We start from the raw sequence: 16473 nt of genomic DNA on the forward strand, positions 1-16473 counted from the left end.
TCAGCCGTTGCTGAGGATCTTGACAGCGTTGTCGAGCCCCTCCGACGTGCCGACGGTGACCAGCAGGTCCCCGGCGGTCAGGGTGAAGTCCGGCGTGGGGGAGGGGTGCGCCTGGCCCGCTCGCATCACCGCGACGACCGACACCCCCGTGCGTGTGCGCAGCGCCGTGTCCCCCAGCGTGCGCCCGTCGAACGGGCTGTCCGTGCGGACCGGGATCTGCCGGGTGTGGATCCCGGGCAGGTCCCGCTGCTCCTCGTTGAGCTGCGCGACGAGCTGCGGCGCGCCGAGCAGGTTGGCCAGGGCGGACGCCTCGTCGGACGTCAGCGGCAGCTCGGCCAGGCAGGCGTCCGGGTCGTCGGACTTCGAGACGATCAGTTCGATCTTCCCGTCCCGATGGGTGACCACACCGATGCGCCGGCCGTTGCGCAGGGCGAAGTCCTTGCGTACGCCGATCCCCGGCAGCGGAGTGACCTCTACGTTCACGCGACCACCGTGACCCGACGAATGCGACGTCTGTCCGGTGTGGTGCCGGCGGCCGGCACGGTCTTCTCCCCGCGCGTGTGCGCCGCGCGTGTCAGCGGGTCATGAGGGCGGACTCGAAGAGCCGGGTGCCGTGGTCGACGATCTGGCCCCGGGTGACCGGTGACGTCCCGTCCAGCCAGGCGAGGGTCAGCTCGACGAGCCCACCGAGGCAGAATTGGGCCGCGACCTGGACCTTCTCCGCGGGCGGCGGGTTCGGCAGCTTGGCCGTCTCCCCGGCGATCAGCGCCCCGAACCCCGTGTTCGCCCGGCGCCGCCGCCCCCGCAGCGGCGGGCAGCCGATCGCCTCGACCAGCACCACGGCGTGCCGCGGGTCCTGCAAGAGATAGGACGTGTAGGCGTCGAGGCAGGCGCGGATCTGCTCGCCGCGGCCCGGCCCGGCGGCGTCCATCGCGACGAGCACGAGCGCGGCGCGTTCCTCGGTGCCCTCGTCGAAGATCTCGATCAACAGGTCCTCGGCCGAGGCGAACTCGGCGTGGAACGACGCGTCGTCGACGCCGGCGGCCGCGCACACGGCCGCCGGGGTGACCGCCGCCCAACCGGCGTCGGACCAGACCTGCAGCCCGGCGTCCAGCAACGACGCGCGGACGTCCGCACCCGCTGAGTCCTTCGTCACTCGGCCATTGTGGCGCAGCCACTGGTAGATCCGGGCCCTCCGCCCGCCGGGTGAGCCGGTGGCGGGAGCGAATACGCTGGTCGCATGAGTTCCCGCGTGCTGACCGCCGTGGCGTGGCCCTACGCCAACGGCCCGCGGCACATCGGCCATGTCTCCGGTTTCGGTGTGCCCTCCGACGTCTTCTCCCGTTTCCGCCGAATGAGCGGGGACCGGGTGCTGATGGTCAGCGGCACCGACGAGCACGGCACGCCCATCCAGGTGCAGGCCGAGGCCGAGGGGCTGACCGCGCGGCAGCTCGCGGACAAGTACAACTTCGTGATCGCCAAGGACCTGCAGGGTCTCGGGCTGGGCTACGACCTGTTCACCCGCACCACCACGTCGAACCACTACGCCGTGGTGCAGGAGCTGTTCCTGGCGCTGTACAAGAACGGCTACGTCGTCCCGCGTACCACGATGGGCGCGATCAGCCCGTCGACGGGCCGGACGCTGCCGGACCGCTACGTCGAGGGCACCTGCCCGATCTGCGGTTACGACGGCGCCCGGGGCGACCAGTGCGACAACTGCGGAAACCAGCTGGACCCGGCGGACCTGATCAACCCGCGCTCGAAGATCAACGGCGAGGTCCCGAAGTTCATCGAGACCGAGCACTTCTTCCTGGACCTGCCCGCGTTCGCCGAGTCCCTCGGCGGGTGGCTGTCGACGCGCACGGACTGGCGGCCGAACGTGCTGCGGTTCGCCACGAACCTGGTGAACGACCTCAAGCCGCGCGCGATCACCCGCGACCTGGACTGGGGCGTCCCGGTGCCGCTGGACGGCTGGCGGGACCAGTCCATGAAGCGGCTCTACGTCTGGTTCGACGCGGTGATCGGCTACCTCTCGGCGTCGGTCGAGTGGGCGCGCCGCGGGCCGGACCCCGACGCCTGGAAGCAGTGGTGGACGGACCCGGCGGCCGAGTCCTACTACTTCATGGGTAAGGACAACATCGTCTTCCACTCGGTCATCTGGCCGGCGCTGCTGCTCGGGCAGAACGGCGCGGGGGACCACGGGGGCGAGCCGGGCGCGTTCGGCACCCTGAACCTGCCGGACGAGATCGTGTCGTCGGAGTTCCTCACCATGAGCGGGTCGAAGTTGTCGACGTCCCGCGGCAACGTGATCTACGTCGGGGACTTCCTGAAGGAGTTCGGGCCGGACACGCTGCGGTACTTCATCGCCGCCGCGGGCCCGGAGAACCAGGACACGGACTTCACCTGGGACGAGTTCGTGCGCCGGACCAACTTCGAGCTGGCCAACGAGTGGGGCAACCTCGTCAACCGCTCGCTGTCCATGGCGCACAAGAACGTCGGGGCCATCCCGAAGCCGACCGCGCCCACGGACGCGGACCACGAGCTGCTCGCCGTCTCGAGGGCCGGGTTCGCCACTGTCGGCGACCTGCTGGGCCGCAGCAAGTTCAAGCAGGCACTCGGCGAGGCCATGCGCGTCGTCTCGGCGGCGAACAAGTACATGTCCGACCAGGAGCCCTGGAAGCGCAAGGACGACCCGGACCGCCGGGACACGATCCTGCACACGGCGCTGCAGGTCGTCCAGGACGCGAACACGCTGCTCACGCCGTTCCTGCCGCACGCCGCGCAGAAGGTGCACGAGGCCCTCGGCGGCAGCGGCGTGTGGGCGGCGCAGCCGGAGATGCGCGAGGTCGAGGACCTCGCGGACGGCCCGTCGTACCCGGTCCTCATGGGGGACTACGACGCCGAGGCCGCGCGCTGGGAGTCCACCCCGATCGAGGTCGGCCGCCCGCTGGAGAAGCCGGCGCCGATCTTCCCGAAGCTGGACCCGAAGCTCGGCGAGACCGGCCCGGAGTGGGCCCCGATCCAGTCCTCGTGAGCGCTGAGGCGCCCGGGCGCGGTAAGGGGTGCTCCCGCACCACTCACGGCGTACGAGCGGCGGAGCCGCGGTCATGAGGGAACGGCCCGAGCCGCCGGAACCCCTGGGCGCCACCACCGTCGACGCGCACACCCACCTCGACGCCTGCGGCTGCGAGACGGCCGCGGACGTCGCGGCGGCCATGGACCGGGCGTCGGCGGTCGGGGTCACCCGGGCCGTCACGATCGCGGACGACCTGCCCTCGGCCCGCTGGGCGGCGCAGGCCGCGCACTGGGACCCCCGGGTCTTCGCGGCCGTCGCACTGCACCCCACCCGCACCGCCGCCGTGACCGACGACGAGTTCGCGGAGATCGAGCGGCTCGCGGCGGACCCGCGCGTGGTCGCGGTGGGGGAGACGGGCCTGGACTACTACTGGGACTACTCTCCGCCCGAGGCCCAGCAGGCGTCCTTCCGCCGGCACATCGACCTCGCCAAGCGGCTCGGCAAGCCGCTGATGATCCACGACCGGGACGCCCACTCCGACGTCCTGCGGATCCTCCGCGAGGAGGGCGCGCCGGAGACGGTGATCTTCCACTGCTTCTCCGGGGACGCCGAGATGGCCCGCGTCTGCAGTGACGCCGGTTACGTTCTGTCGTTCGCCGGCCCGGTGACGTTCCGTAACGCGAAGCCGCTCCGGGCGGCGGCTTCGGTGCCGCCGGACGATCTCCTGCTGGTCGAGACCGACGCCCCCTTCCTCACCCCGCACCCCCACCGCGGCCGGGCCAACGAGCCGTACTGCCTGCCGTGGACGGTGCGCGGCCTGGCCGAACTCCGTGGGGTGCCGGCGGATCGAATTGCGGAGATCACCGAGCGGAACGCCGAACGGGTCTTCCGGCTCGGTGAACTGCCGTCTGTCGCCACGGAGACGACGTCCACCGTGTCCGACCCTCGTTCGGCGTAGCGGACCGTCCATTCGGCGCTGCCGCCGTGTCGCGGCGTACGTGAGCCCGTCACCGCCCGTTACGGTTCCGTAATCGCTGAAAGCCGGGGTGGAGAACGCTCCCCAGCCAGGCGGACACGGTGTGGCCCGGGGCGCTCCCCCGAACCACCTGCCTCCGGGCCCACCGTGACCGTCTTCTTCTCCTGCCCGGTCCGACGAGCGTCTGGATGCCAGTGGTCGACGTATCTGCGCGCGCGCGGCGGCACGCCGCCCGTGCCCGCCTCGGGCGCGACGCCGGGCTGCCCGTCGCCCCGGTGGACGAGGGATACCTGGACCAGGACGGCCCCGTCGACCTCTTCGCCGAGAGCGCGCCGTACCTCGAGCGCACCTACGTCGACGTCCCGGACTCCGCGATCTCCGGCCCGATCCCGGTCGTCGGTTCGCGGCACACCGCCCCGGACGACCACCTCGACGAGCTCGTCGAGGACCCGTTCACCGTGCCCTTCGACGCGGTGCGGGACGCCGCCGCGACCGGACGGCTCCCGCGGATCACCGCGGACCTCTTCGCGCCGGCCCGGCGCCCCCTCGCGGACGCTCCCGCCCGGGACGTCGGCCAGGCCGACGCCGGGTACGACAGCCCGACCGGGGCGTTCGCCGCTCTTCCCGCGGACGCCGACGAGGACGCCGCCACCGGCGCGCTGACCGTCGTCCCCGCCGCGGCGCCCCTGGACCCGGCCACGGACGTGTTCGCCGCCGTCGCTGCGAAGGCCACCGTCGAGGCTCCCGCGAAGCCCGCGGTCGAGCCCGTCGAGCAGGAGCCGGCCGCCGCCCCGTCACCCCGGCGGACCGGCCCCACCGGCCGGGCCGCCACCCGTCGCCGCGCCGCGCGCGGCGGCACCGGCGTCAAGGCCGTCGTCGTCGCCGTCCTGCTCACCCTCACCGCCGGCAGCACCACCGCGCTCGCGATGGACAAGACGATCACCGTCACCCTCGACGGGCAGGACCGGATCGTGCACACGTTCGCCGGCGACGTGAGCGGCGTGCTCGCCGCGGCCGGCGTCAGCACCTCCCCGCAGGACCGCGTGGAGCCGGCGCTGATGACGGACCTCGCGGACGGGGACCAGGTGATCGTCAACCGGGCCCGGCCGCTGACGCTGGTCGAGGGCTCGCAGAGCCGGCAGGTGTGGACCACGGCGTCGTCGGTCGACGAGGCGCTCAAGGGCATGGGCATCGAGGTCCAGCCGATCCAGATGTCGATGTCCCCGGACGCCGTCATCCCGATGGACGGGCTGCACGTCCAGCTCAAGGTGCCGCGCAATGTCACCTTCACAGACGGCACCGGCGCCCAGGAGGCCCTCACCACGGACTCCGGGACGGTCGCCGGGCTGCTCGCCGAGAAGGGCGTCCAGCTCGGGCCGGACGACATCGCGGTGCCCAGCAGCGACAGCCAGCTCACGGACGGGATGAACGTCCACGTCGTGCGCAACGGCGTCGGTGAGGTCGTCGAGGTCAAGCGGATCGAGCCGCCGACGCAGGAGATCGAGGACCCGGAGCTGCCCCGCGGCAAGCGCGAGGTCGTGGACCCCGGCAAGCCGGGCGAGCAGACCGCTGTGATGCGCGTCTACGTGCAGGACGGCCACGAGGTCCGGCGCGAGCAGATCCGCGGCGGCGCGAGCACCGCGCCGACGCCGCGGATCGTCAAGGTCGGCACCAACGACGAGCAGCCGCCGGAGGAGCAGGGGACCGGCACCGCCCCCACGGTCTCCGACGCCGCCGCCTGGGACTCGCTCGCGAAGTGCGAGGCCGGCGGCAACTGGGGGATCAACACCGGCAACGGCTACTACGGCGGCCTGCAGTTCGACGCCTCGACGTGGCGGGCCTACGGCGGCACCGGGTACGCGCCTCTGCCGCACCAGGCCAGCCGCGAGGAGCAGATCGCCGTCGGCAGCAAGGTCCGGGACGACCGGGGCGGTTACGGCGCCTGGCCGGCCTGCGCCCGCAAGCTCGGCCTTCCCCACTAGGCCCCCGCAGCGCGCGCGGCGCCGCCCGGGATGATGGGGCGGTGAGCACTCCCGAGCCTGCGGTCGACGCCCCGTCGCCCGACGATCCCGCGTCGCGCCTTCTCGGCCCGGCCGAGGTCCGGACGCTGGCCGAGGGGCTGGGCATCCGGCCGACCAAGCGGCTCGGGCAGAACTTCGTGCACGACCCGAACACGGTGCGGCGCATCGTCCGCGCCGCCGAGCTCACCGCGGACGACGTGGTGGTGGAGGTCGGCCCCGGGCTCGGCTCGCTGACCCTGGCGCTGCTGCCGGCCGTCGCCGCCGTGCACGCCGTGGAGATCGATCCCGTGCTGGCCGGGGCGCTCCCGGGCACGGTCGCGGAGCGCGCGCCGACGCTCGCGAACCGGTTGACCGTGACGACCGCGGACGCCATGCGGGTGCGCGCGGACCAGCTCACCGGGCCCACGCCCACCGCGGTCGTCGCGAACCTGCCCTACAACGTCGGCGTCCCGGTCCTGCTGCACCTGCTCGCCGAGCTGCCGGAGGTCCGGTGCGGGCTGGTGATGGTGCAGGCCGAGGTCGCCGAACGGCTGGCCGCGGGGCCGGGGAGCAAGACCTACGGCGTCCCGAGCGCGAAGCTCGCCTGGTTCGCCGAGGCCCGCCGCGCCGGGCCGGTGCCCCGGGCGGTGTTCTGGCCGGTCCCGAACGTGGACTCCGGCCTGCTCGCCTTCACCCGCCGGGAGCCGCCCACGGGCGTCGCGCGCGAGGACGTCTTCCGGCTGATCGACGCCGCGTTCGCGCAGCGTCGTAAGACTCTGCGCTCCGGCCTCTCGGGGTGGGCCGGGTCCCCGGCCGTCGCCGAGACCGCCCTGCGCGCCGCGGGCATCGACCCGCTCGCCCGCGCGGAGACCCTGGGCATCGAGCAGTTCGCCGCCCTGGCCGCGGCCCGCCCCCCGGACGCGTGACGCCACCCCGACCGCGTTGTGGAGCCACGACGCGGTCCAGGGGCAGAATTTTCGCGTTGTGGCTCCACAACGCGAGGGGCGGGGGATCGACGCGCGCCGCGTGGCGGCCGAACGTATCGTCGTGCAATGCCGCCGGCGGCGTCGACCAGCGACGGCCCCGGTCGATGATCGACGACGGGGAGCGCCATGAGCACGCGAGACGCGACGGACGCCGCCGCCGCCGACCCGGGCGCCGCACGGAGCCCTTGGCCGGCGCTCTGGGCGCTCGTCCTCGGGTTCTTCATGATCCTCGTGGACTCGACGATCGTGTCCGTCGCGACCCCGGCGATCATGGCCGGGCTCGGGGCGGGCGTCGACAGCGTCGTCTGGGTGACGAGCGCGTACCTGCTGGCCTACGCCGTGCCGCTGCTGATCACCGGCCGCCTCGGTGACCGCTTCGGCCCCAAGTACGTCTACCTCGCCGGGCTCACGATCTTCACCCTCGCGTCGCTCTGGTGCGGGCTGACCGGGGACATCGGCGGGCTCGTCGCGGCCCGGGTCGTGCAGGGGCTCGGCGCCTCGCTGATGACCCCGCAGACGATGGCAGTGATCACCAGGACCTTCCCGGCCACCCAGCGCGGCCGGGCGATGAGCCTGTGGGGCGCGGTCGCGGGCGTCGCGACGCTCGTCGGACCGATCCTCGGCGGGGTCCTCGTCGACGGGCTCGGCTGGGAGTGGATCTTCTTCATCAACGTGCCGGTCGGCGTGCTCGCCGTCGTGCTCGCGGTCCGGCTCGTCCCGGTCCTGCCCACGCACGTGCGCCGGTTCGACCTGCTCGGCGTGGCGCTGAGCGCCATCGGGATGTTCCTGCTGGTCTTCGGGATCCAGGAGGGGCAGAGCTACGACTGGGCCCCCGGGGTGTGGGCGCTGATCGCGTCGGGCGTCGTCGTGCTCGGGGCGTTCGTGTTCTGGCAGTCGCGCAACCGGGCCGAGCCGCTGATGTCGCTGACGCTGTTCCGGGACCGCAACTTCAGCCTGGCCAACGTCGCGATCACCACGATCGGCTTCGCGGTCACGGCCCAGATCTTCCCGATCATGTTCTTCGCCCAGGGTGTCCTGGGGCTCTCCCCGACGCGCTCCGCCCTGCTGCTGGTGCCGATGGCCGTCGTGTCCGGCGCGCTCTCGCCCTACGTCGGGAAGCTCACGGACCGGGCGCACCCGCGGTGGGTCGCCGGGTTCGGCATGGCCTGCTTCCCGGTCGCGCTGCTCTGGTTCGTGCTGGTGATGGGCCCGGCGACGCCGATCTGGCAGCTGCTGCTGCCGATGGCGCTGCTCGGCGTAGCCAACGGGTTCATCTGGGCGCCGGTCGGCACCACCGCCACCCGCAACCTGCCGATGGCCCAGGCCGGTGCCGGCGCCGGCGTCTACAACACCGCGCGGCAGGTCGGGGCGGTGCTGGGCAGCGCGGGGATCGCGGTGCTGATGCAGTCCCGGCTCGGCGCGCTGCTGCCCGGCTCCGGCGCGGCCGGCGGAGAGGTGGGGATCTCGAAGCTCCCGTCGCCGCTGCACGACGCCTACACGACGGCAATGGCGCAGTCCCTCTTGCTGCCCGCGGTCGTGCTCGTCGTCGGGCTGGTCGCGGTGCTCGCCTTCTCGACCCCCGCGCATCTGCGCCGGGAGAGCGCCTCGAAGGAGACACAGCCCGTCGGGTGAGGCCCGCCACCGCCGGGGGGCAGGGACACGCACGTAGGGTTGAAGGGTGTTCTCCCCCGCCCGACAGGTGACCAGCCGTGTGCCTGCGAAGATCAACCTGCACCTCGCGGTGGGTGGGCTCCGTGCGGACGGCTTCCACGACCTGGTGACGGTGTTCCACGCCGTCAGCCTGTTCGACGAGGTGACGGTCCAGCAGTCCGACGAGCCCGGGCTCGAGGTCCACGGTGAGGGCGTCTCCGAGGTCCCCGTGGACGACACGAACCTGGCCTGGCAGGCCGTGGACATGCTCGCCCGGCACGCGGACCGCGATCCGGACGTGCGCGTCGTGCTGCGCAAGGGGATCCCCGTCGCGGGCGGGATGGCCGGCGGCAGCGCGGACGCCGCGGGCACGCTGGTCGCCCTGTCCGCGCTCTGGAAGCTGGACCTCGGCCGCGAGGAGCTCGCGGGCTTCGCCGCGCGGATCGGCAGCGACGTCACGTTCGCCCTGCACGGCGGCACGGCCGTCGGCACCGGGCGGGGCGAACGGATCGTCCCGGTGTTGTCGCGGCACCCGTTGCACTGGGTGATCGCGCTGCACCGGAAGGGCCTCTCGACCCCCACCGTCTTCCGCGAGCTGGACCGGCTCCGCGGTGCCGACGAGCCGGCCGAACGGCCCGTCGAACCCGTCCTGGCGGCGCTGGCCGGCGGTGATCCGCGTCAGCTCGCGCTGTCCCTGGGCAACGACCTGCAGGCCGCCGCCGTCAGCATCGCGCCGGACCTGCGCCGCACCCTGCGCGCCGGGGTCAACGCCGGCGCGCTCGCCGGGATCGTCTCCGGATCCGGCCCGACCTGCGCGTTCCTGTGCGCCGACGCGGACTCCGCCGTCGAGGTGGCCGCCGAGCTCGCGGGCGTCGGCGTCTGCCGGACGGTGCGGGTGGCACACGGCCCCGTCCCCGGTGCCCGGGTCGTCGACCCCGGCGACGACACCGGTCCCACCGGCTCCCCACGACCGAGAGCGAAGGCCTGATGGCACGCGCCGGACAGAACCTGATCAACCTCGAATCCGTCACCGCGCACGTCCCCGGCGACGCCTCGCGTGTCCTCCTCGACGGCGTGTCCCTCGGCGTCGAGCGCGGCGAGCGCGTCGGCGTCGTCGGCCTGAACGGGGGCGGCAAGACCACCCTGCTGGAGGTGCTCGCCGGCCGGCGGGAGCCGCAGTCCGGCCGGGTCAGCCGGGTCGGCGGGCTCAAGCTGGCCTACCTGACCCAGGGCGACGACTTTCCGCGCGGCGCCCGGATCCGGGACATCGTGCTGCGCGACTACGGCGCCGAGCACGAGTGGGCGGCGGACCCGCGGGTGCGCGACGTCCTCGAGGGCCTCGGCATCAGCGACCTCGAGCGCACCGTGGACGGCCTGTCCGGCGGCGAGAAGCGCCGGGTCGCGCTGGCGGCGACGCTCGTCGGCGAGCCGGATCTCGTCGTCCTGGACGAGCCGACGAACCACCTGGACCTCGAGGGCATCACCTGGCTGGCCGGGCACCTGCAGGAGCGGCGCTGCGGCGTCGTGGTCGTCACGCACGACCGCTGGTTCCTGGACACGGTCTGCACGCGGACCTGGGAGGTCGCGAACGGCCAGGTCGAGAGCTACCTCGGCGGCTACCAGGACTGGATCTACGCCCGCGCGGAGCGGACCAAGCAGTCGGACGCGGCCGAGGCCCGTCGGCGCAACCTGGCGCGCAAGGAGCTGGCGTGGCTGCGGCGCGGGCCGCCCGCCCGGACGTCGAAGCCGCGGTTCCGGATCGAGGCCGCCGAGGCCCTGATCGCGGACGTGCCGCCGCCGCGCAACACGGTCGAGCTGCTCGGCTTCGCGACGAACCGGCTGGGCCGCACCGTGCTGGAGCTCGACGAGGCCACCGTCAAGATCGCCGATCGCACCCTGCTGGACCACGTGACCTGGAAGCTCGGGCCGGGGGACCGGATCGGGATCGTCGGCGTGAACGGCTCCGGGAAGACGACGCTGCTGCGCTCGCTCACCGGCGAACGTCCGCTCGACGGCGGGAAGCGGGTCCAGGGCACGACGGTGCAGCTCGCCGAGCTCACGCAGGACCTCATCGACCTGCCCAAGGAGATGCGGGTGCTGGAGGCGACCGAGGAGGTCGCCAAGTACGTGAGGTTCGGCAAGCAGGAGATGACGGCGTCGCAGGTGCTGGAGCGGCTCGGCTTCCCCGCGGCGCGGCAGTGGACGCCGGTCGGGCGGCTCTCCGGCGGCGAGCGGCGACGCCTGCAGCTCACCCGGCTGCTCATGGCCGAGCCCAACGTCCTGCTGCTCGACGAGCCGACGAACGACCTGGACGTCGACACGCTGTCCAACCTCGAGGACCTGCTCGACGGCTGGCCGGGCACGCTGATCGTGGTCAGCCACGACCGCTACCTGACCGAGCGGGTGTGTGACACGGTCGTCGCGCTGTTCGGGGACGGGAAGATCACGCACCTGCCGGGCGGGATCGAGGAGTACCTGCGACGCCGGGCCGCCACGGGGACGTCCACCGCGACGCCGCGGGCGGCCGACGCCCCATCGCCGCAGCCCACCGCGCAGACGGTGAGCGCGGCGGAGCAGCGGGCTGCGCGCAAGGAGGCGTCCCGGCTGGAACGCCGGATGACGCAGCTGACGAAGCAGGAGGCGCAGCTGCACGAGAAGCTCGCCGCCGCGGCGACGGACCCGGCGCGGCTCCTCGAGCTGGACGCCGAGCTGAAGGCCGTCCTCGCCGAGCAGGAGACCGTCGAGGTCGAGTGGCTCGAGGTTGCGGAGCGCGCCGAGGGGTGACGGCGCGCGAGCGTTGCTGTGCGCAGAGCAAAGGGCCCGCGACAGCAGCCTCCGCGCGCAGCCCGGTGAGGGCGTCGAGCCTCCCCCCGGCGACACCGGCAAGTCTGCCGTGCCTGCGGACGGGGGGACACCGAGATCAGCGACGCAGCTCCTCCAGCAGGAACGCCTCGGCCTTCGCCCCCGTCGCGAACATCTTCAGGTCGAGGCTCTCGTCGATGCCGTGCCAGCGGCTCGCCGGGTCCCCGACCCCGGTGACCAGCACCGCGGCGCCCGGGAAGGTCCGCGCGAACTCCGCGATGAACGGGATGGACCCGCCGATCCCGGTCTCGACGGCCGCGTTCCCGAAGGCCTCGGAGAACGCGCGGCGGGCGGCGTCGTACGCGCCGCCCCGGGCGTCGATGCGGAACGGCTCGGCGACGCCGCCTCCGGGGGTGATCTCCACGTGGGCGCCCCACGGGACGTGCGCCCGCAGGTGCTCGGCCAGCTTCTCCCGGCCGGCGACGGCGTCCTCGCCGGGCGCGAGCCGCATGCTCACCATGGCGCGGGCCCGCGGCAGCAGGACGTTCGACGCCTGCGCCACGGTCGGCGCGTCGATCCCGAGGACGGCGATCGCGGGCTTGTGCCACACCCGCTCCGGGATGGTGCCGGTGCCGAGCAGCTCGACGCCGTCCAGCATGCCGACGTCCGAGCGGAAGGTGTCCTCCGCCATGTCCGGGGCGTCCGAGGAGTTCTGCTGCAGCCCGGCGACGGCGACCTCGCCCTTCGCGTCGTGCAGGCTCGCGAGCGAGTGACACAGCGCGGTGAGCGCGTCGCCGACCGGGCCGCCGAAGACCCCGGAGTGCACCGGGCGCTCCAGCATGGACACCTCGATCACGATGTCCACCAGGCCGCGCAGGCTCGTCGTCAGCGCCGGCACGTCGACGGCGGGGTTGGCGGCGTCCGCGATCACGATGACGTCCGCGGCGAGCAGCTCGTGGTGCTCGCGCAGCAGCGCCGGGAGCGTCGGCGAGCCGGACTCCTCCTCGCCCTCGACGAACAGCGTGACGCCGACCGGGGGCCTGCCCTCGTAGGCGCGGAGCACCGCGAGGTGGGTCATGACACCGGCCTTGTCGTCGGCCGCGCCACGCCCGTAGAGCCGGCCGTTCCGCTCCGTCGCCTCGAACGGCGGGCTGGTCCAGTTCTCGTCGCCGCCCGTCGGCTGGACGTCGTGGTGGGCGTAGAGCAGGACCGTGGGCTGCCCCTCGGGCGCCGGCCAGTGCGCGACGACCGCGGGCGCGCCACCTTCGGCCCGCAGGATCTGCACGGACTCCGGCCCGAGCGCGCGCGCGAGCTCGACGACCGCGGCCGCGCTGGCCTCGGTGTCCACGGCGTGGGCGGGATCGGCCCAGATGCTCGGGATCGCGACGAGCCGTCGCAGGTCGTCGAGGGCGGAGAGGACGACGGCGTCGACCGCGGCCGCCACCCTGCTGCGAGAAGAGGAGCTGTTCGGCACGCCCCCCACCCTAGTTCCCGCGAGTCGGGGTGCAGTGCGCGCCGAGTCGGGCTCTGCGGGCCCGGGCGGCGAAGGTCAACGTCGTCGTAGGCTGCGAGCATGTCCCGCTTCCTGGCGATGCTGCTGGAGTCCGCGTCCACCACCGGCCGCGGGATGACCACCGGCGAACCCGCCGCCCCCGTCAGTCGCAGCTGGGCGGACGTGCACGAGACCGCCCGCGGGTACGCCGCGGCGCTGCGCACCCCGAGCGGCGACGTGCCGGCCCTCGAGCCGGGCCGTGCCGTCGGCGTCCTCGCGGGCGAGCCGGCGTCGATCGCGCCGCTCGCACAGGCCGTCTGGCTCACCGGCGGCAGCGTGACGATGCTGCACCAGCCCACCGCCCGCACCGATCTCGCGTCGTGGGCCGAGGACACGGTGGGCGTGCTGCGGATGATCGACGCGTCGATGGTCCTGCTCGGTGCCCCGTTCGACGCCCTCGCCCCGGTCCTCGCCGAGCGCGGCATCCCGTTCCGCACCCTGGACTCGCTGACCGGCGACGCGGCGAGCGTCTCCCCCGACGTCGACGTGTCCGGCGAGGACGCCACGGCGTTGCTGCAGCTCACCAGTGGTTCGACGGCGGAGCCGAAGGCCGTCCGGATCACCCACGGCAACCTGTACGCCAACATCCAGGCGATGATCGAAGCCGCGCGCCTGGACGTCGACCGCGACGTGATGGTGTCCTGGCTGCCGCTCTTCCACGACATGGGGATGGTCGGCTTCCTGACGGTCCCCATGGTCACCGGGCTGGACCTGGTGACGGTCACGCCGGTGGACTTCCTGTCCCGGCCGCTGCTCTGGGCGGAGCTGATCTCGAAGTACCACGGCACCGTCACCGCCGCGCCGAACTTCGCCTACGCCGTCCTCGCCCGCCAGCTCGCCCGGGCGGACGCGGACCTCGACCTCTCCAGCCTGCGGATCGCGCTCAACGGCGCCGAGCCCGTCGACCCGGACGCCGTGCGGTCCTTCACCGATGCCGGCGCGCGGTTCGGGCTGCGGCCGGAGTCCGTGCTCTGCGCCTATGGCATGGCCGAGACCGCGCTCGGGGTGGCGTTCGCGCCCGTCGAGACCGGACTGGCCGTCGACGAGATCGACGCGGACGCGCTCGAGACGCAGCACCGCGCCGTCCCGGGCGGGGGCGGTGCGGTCCGCCGGTTCCCGAAGCTCGGGCCGCCGCTGCCCGGCATCGAGGTGCGGATCGTGGGGGAGCAGGGCGAGGTGCTCGACGCGGGCGGCGTCGGGGTGCTGCAGCTCCGCGGTTCGTCGGTGACGCCCGGGTACCTGACCGTCGACGGGCCGAAGGCGACCCAGGACGCGGACGGCTGGTTCGACACCGGCGACGAGGGATACGTCACCGGCGGCCAGGTCGTCGTCTGCGGGCGGCGCAAGGACGTGATCATCATGGGCGGCCGCAACATCTACCCGACGGACATCGAGCGGGCCGCCGCGGAGGCCGACGGGGTGCGCGCGGGAAACGTCGTCGCGGTCCGGCTGGCCGCGGGGGAGGGACGGCACCGGGAGTCGTTCGCGGTGGCCGTCGAGTCCCGGAAGGCCGGAGACGCCGAGGCGGAGCGGCTCATCCGCAAGGACGTGACGTCCCGGGTTGTGTCCGCGGTGGGGGTGCGGCCCGCCGAGGTGTCGGTGCTGCCGCCGGGAAGCCTCCCGAAGACCCCGTCGGGCAAGCTCCGCCGGGCGTCGACAGGGGAGATGCTGGCCGCGCGCTGAACGGCCTCGAACGCACGAACGGCACTTTCGCCCGGTAGATCTGAGCGAAAGTGCCGAACGCGCGAGACCAACAGAGGTGCAGCTCAGCCGCTGAGCGCGTGGAACCGGTTCTGGGCCGGCTCCAGGCCCTCCTGCAACAGGGCCTCCGTCGCGTCCGCGGCGAGGTCGAGCGCGAACTCGAGCTCCTTGCGTTCGACGGAGGAGAACCGCTTGAGCACGAAGTCCGCCGGGTCCTGACGGCCCGGCGGGCGGCCGATGCCGACGCGGACCCGGTAGTAGTCCTTCGTGCCGAGCGAGCGGCTGATCGAACGCAGACCGTTGTGCCCGCCCTCGCCGCCGCCGCGCTTGAGCCGGATCACGCCGAAGTCGAGGTCGAGGTCGTCGTGGACGACCACGATCTCCTCCGGTGGGACCGAGAAGTACTTCACCAGCCCGGCGACCGGGCCGCCCGAGACGTTCATGTACGTCCGGGGGCGGGCCAGCACGATCTTACGACCGGCCAGCCTGCCCTCGGCGACGTCGGAGTTCGAGCGCTTGTGCACCGAGAACCGGCCCGCGCCGGCCCGCGCCGCCAGGAGTTCGACGACGCCGAAGCCGACGTTGTGCCGGGTCTCGGCGTACTCGGACCCGGGGTTGCCGAGCCCGACCACCAGAGCGGGGCCCGGCTCCACGGATCAGCTCTCGGAGGAGGCGGAGGCCTCGGACTCGGCGGCCGGGGTCTCCGGGGCGTCCTCGACGACACCGGCGCCCTCGGCGTCCTCGGTGGCCTCCAGGTCCGCGGCGGTCGGCGCGCCGACCACGTTGACGACGAGCGCCTCCGAGTCGGTCCGCAGCTCGACGCCGTCGGGGAGGGGCAGCTGGCCGGCGAGGAACTGGGTGCCGGCCGCGGCGCCCTCGACCGAGACCTCGACGGTCTCGGGGATGTTCAGCGCGTCCGCCTCGACCTCGATGGTGTTGAGCTCCTGGGTGACCAGGGTGCCGGGAGCCGCGTCGCCGGTGAGGTTCAGGTAGACCTCGACGACGACCTTCTCGCCCCGCTGGATGACCAGCAGGTCCACGTGCTCGATGTACGGACGGATCGGGTGCGACACGACCGTCTTGGTGAGCGCCAGCGACGGGGTCCCGCCGATGTTCAGCTCGAGGATCGCGTTGCGACCCTGCTCGCGGACGACGGCGGCGAACTCCAGCGACGGGAGCGCGAGGTGCTGCGGGTCCGTCCCGTGTCCGTACAGCACGGCGGGGATCTTGCCGGCGCGACGGGTACGGCGGGCGGCGCCCTTGCCGAACTCGGTGCGAGTCTCGGCGTCGATCTTGCTCTGGGCCACGGTGAATCTCCTCGATCGGGCGTGTCGTGAAGCGTGCACGCGGCGGTGTCGATCGAGGCGGGCGAAAGGGTACCCACGCGTCGATGACGGCGGGCTAGTACGACACCCGCCCTCGCCGCGGAACTGCCGACAATCGTACGCCCGGCCCCGGGACGGCCCGGACCCGGGCCGCGGTCCCTACAGGTTGATCATGACTTGGGCAAGCCTCATCAAGAACGATGATCCCGGGCGGCGGCGGCTAATGAACCACATGGCGCTGTGCGATGAACCGAACGTCGCAACCATTCGCGCTCATCGGGGACCGCCATGACCACACCGCCGTCCGTACCCACGCCGCGTCCCCACGAGCCGCAGGAGCCGCCGACCGAGTGGGTCGCGGGCATCCCGGCCCAGCGGACGGCCGCCGACGGCGCCGCGGCGGGTCTCACGGCCCCGAGCGCCTGGTCCGCCGCGGGCTCGGGCGGGGCCGCGCCGGGCCCGTGG

General features: G+C 73.4%; 13 protein-coding genes. 8 read left to right on the forward strand and 5 right to left on the reverse strand.

The annotated features are described in order from the left end of the window. Both JWP64_RS18845 and JWP64_RS18850 read right to left on the reverse strand, forming a co-directional pair. Window positions 1-483 carry a cation:proton antiporter regulatory subunit gene (locus JWP64_RS18845; RefSeq protein WP_297498933.1) on the reverse strand — a complete coding sequence of 161 codons (483 nt, stop codon included), beginning with the start codon at window positions 481-483 and terminating at the stop codon, window positions 1-3. Window positions 484-574: 91 nt separating this feature from the next. Next, window positions 575-1156: a TetR/AcrR family transcriptional regulator gene (locus JWP64_RS18850; RefSeq protein WP_297498935.1), complete on the reverse strand. Its 582-nt coding sequence runs from the start codon at window positions 1154-1156 to the stop codon at window positions 575-577. 84 nt (window positions 1157-1240) lie between these two features. Between JWP64_RS18850 and metG the strand changes: the two genes are divergently transcribed. From metG to JWP64_RS18885, 7 genes are all read left to right on the forward strand, one after another. Continuing rightward, window positions 1241-3034: a methionine--tRNA ligase gene (gene metG / locus JWP64_RS18855; RefSeq protein ID WP_297498937.1), complete on the forward strand. Its 1794-nt coding sequence runs from the start codon at window positions 1241-1243 to the stop codon at window positions 3032-3034. 73 nt (window positions 3035-3107) lie between these two features. Next, the gene (locus JWP64_RS18860; protein ID WP_297498939.1) at window positions 3108-3974 is read left to right on the forward strand and encodes a TatD family hydrolase; all 867 of its coding nucleotides are present in this window, start codon (window positions 3108-3110) and stop codon (window positions 3972-3974) included. A 206-nt stretch (window positions 3975-4180) separates the two neighbouring features. After that, window positions 4181-5974, forward strand: a complete 1794-nt coding sequence (locus JWP64_RS18865; protein WP_297498941.1) for a transglycosylase family protein — start codon at window positions 4181-4183, stop codon at window positions 5972-5974. A 41-nt stretch (window positions 5975-6015) separates the two neighbouring features. Then, window positions 6016-6918 (forward strand): 16S rRNA (adenine(1518)-N(6)/adenine(1519)-N(6))-dimethyltransferase RsmA, encoded by a 903-nt coding sequence (rsmA, locus tag JWP64_RS18870; protein ID WP_297498943.1) that lies wholly within the window; start codon window positions 6016-6018, stop codon window positions 6916-6918. A 186-nt stretch (window positions 6919-7104) separates the two neighbouring features. Next, window positions 7105-8610: a DHA2 family efflux MFS transporter permease subunit gene (locus JWP64_RS18875; RefSeq protein WP_297498945.1), complete on the forward strand. Its 1506-nt coding sequence runs from the start codon at window positions 7105-7107 to the stop codon at window positions 8608-8610. A 67-nt stretch (window positions 8611-8677) separates the two neighbouring features. Further along, the gene (locus JWP64_RS18880; protein WP_297498967.1) at window positions 8678-9616 is read left to right on the forward strand and encodes a 4-(cytidine 5'-diphospho)-2-C-methyl-D-erythritol kinase; all 939 of its coding nucleotides are present in this window, start codon (window positions 8678-8680) and stop codon (window positions 9614-9616) included. After that, window positions 9616-11412, forward strand: a complete 1797-nt coding sequence (locus JWP64_RS18885) for an ABC-F family ATP-binding cassette domain-containing protein (RefSeq protein ID WP_297498947.1) — start codon at window positions 9616-9618, stop codon at window positions 11410-11412. The genes JWP64_RS18880 and JWP64_RS18885 overlap by 1 nt, the downstream gene beginning before the upstream one ends. A gap of 136 nt (window positions 11413-11548) precedes the next feature. On the opposite strand, the gene JWP64_RS18890 is transcribed toward JWP64_RS18885, so the two are convergent. Beyond that, the gene (locus JWP64_RS18890; protein WP_297498949.1) at window positions 11549-12904 is read right to left on the reverse strand and encodes a dipeptidase; all 1356 of its coding nucleotides are present in this window, start codon (window positions 12902-12904) and stop codon (window positions 11549-11551) included. A gap of 99 nt (window positions 12905-13003) precedes the next feature. Here JWP64_RS18890 and JWP64_RS18895 point away from each other — a divergent pair, with 99 nt between their 5' ends. Next, window positions 13004-14665 carry a fatty acyl-AMP ligase gene (locus JWP64_RS18895; RefSeq protein ID WP_297498950.1) on the forward strand — a complete coding sequence of 554 codons (1662 nt, stop codon included), beginning with the start codon at window positions 13004-13006 and terminating at the stop codon, window positions 14663-14665. A gap of 83 nt (window positions 14666-14748) precedes the next feature. Here JWP64_RS18895 and pth read toward each other — a convergent pair whose 3' ends face one another. Both pth and JWP64_RS18905 read right to left on the reverse strand, forming a co-directional pair. Continuing rightward, window positions 14749-15336 (reverse strand): aminoacyl-tRNA hydrolase, encoded by a 588-nt coding sequence (pth, locus tag JWP64_RS18900; protein ID WP_297498952.1) that lies wholly within the window; start codon window positions 15334-15336, stop codon window positions 14749-14751. 3 nt (window positions 15337-15339) lie between these two features. Next, complete coding sequence (locus tag JWP64_RS18905; protein ID WP_297498954.1) at window positions 15340-15990, reverse strand: 50S ribosomal protein L25/general stress protein Ctc; 651 nt, start codon at window positions 15988-15990, stop codon at window positions 15340-15342. Window positions 15991-16473 lie beyond the last annotated feature (483 nt).

The sequence above is a fragment of the Pseudonocardia sp. genome (assembly GCF_025465255.1).
In the GTDB taxonomy this organism is placed as follows: domain Bacteria; phylum Actinomycetota; class Actinomycetes; order Mycobacteriales; family Pseudonocardiaceae; genus Pseudonocardia.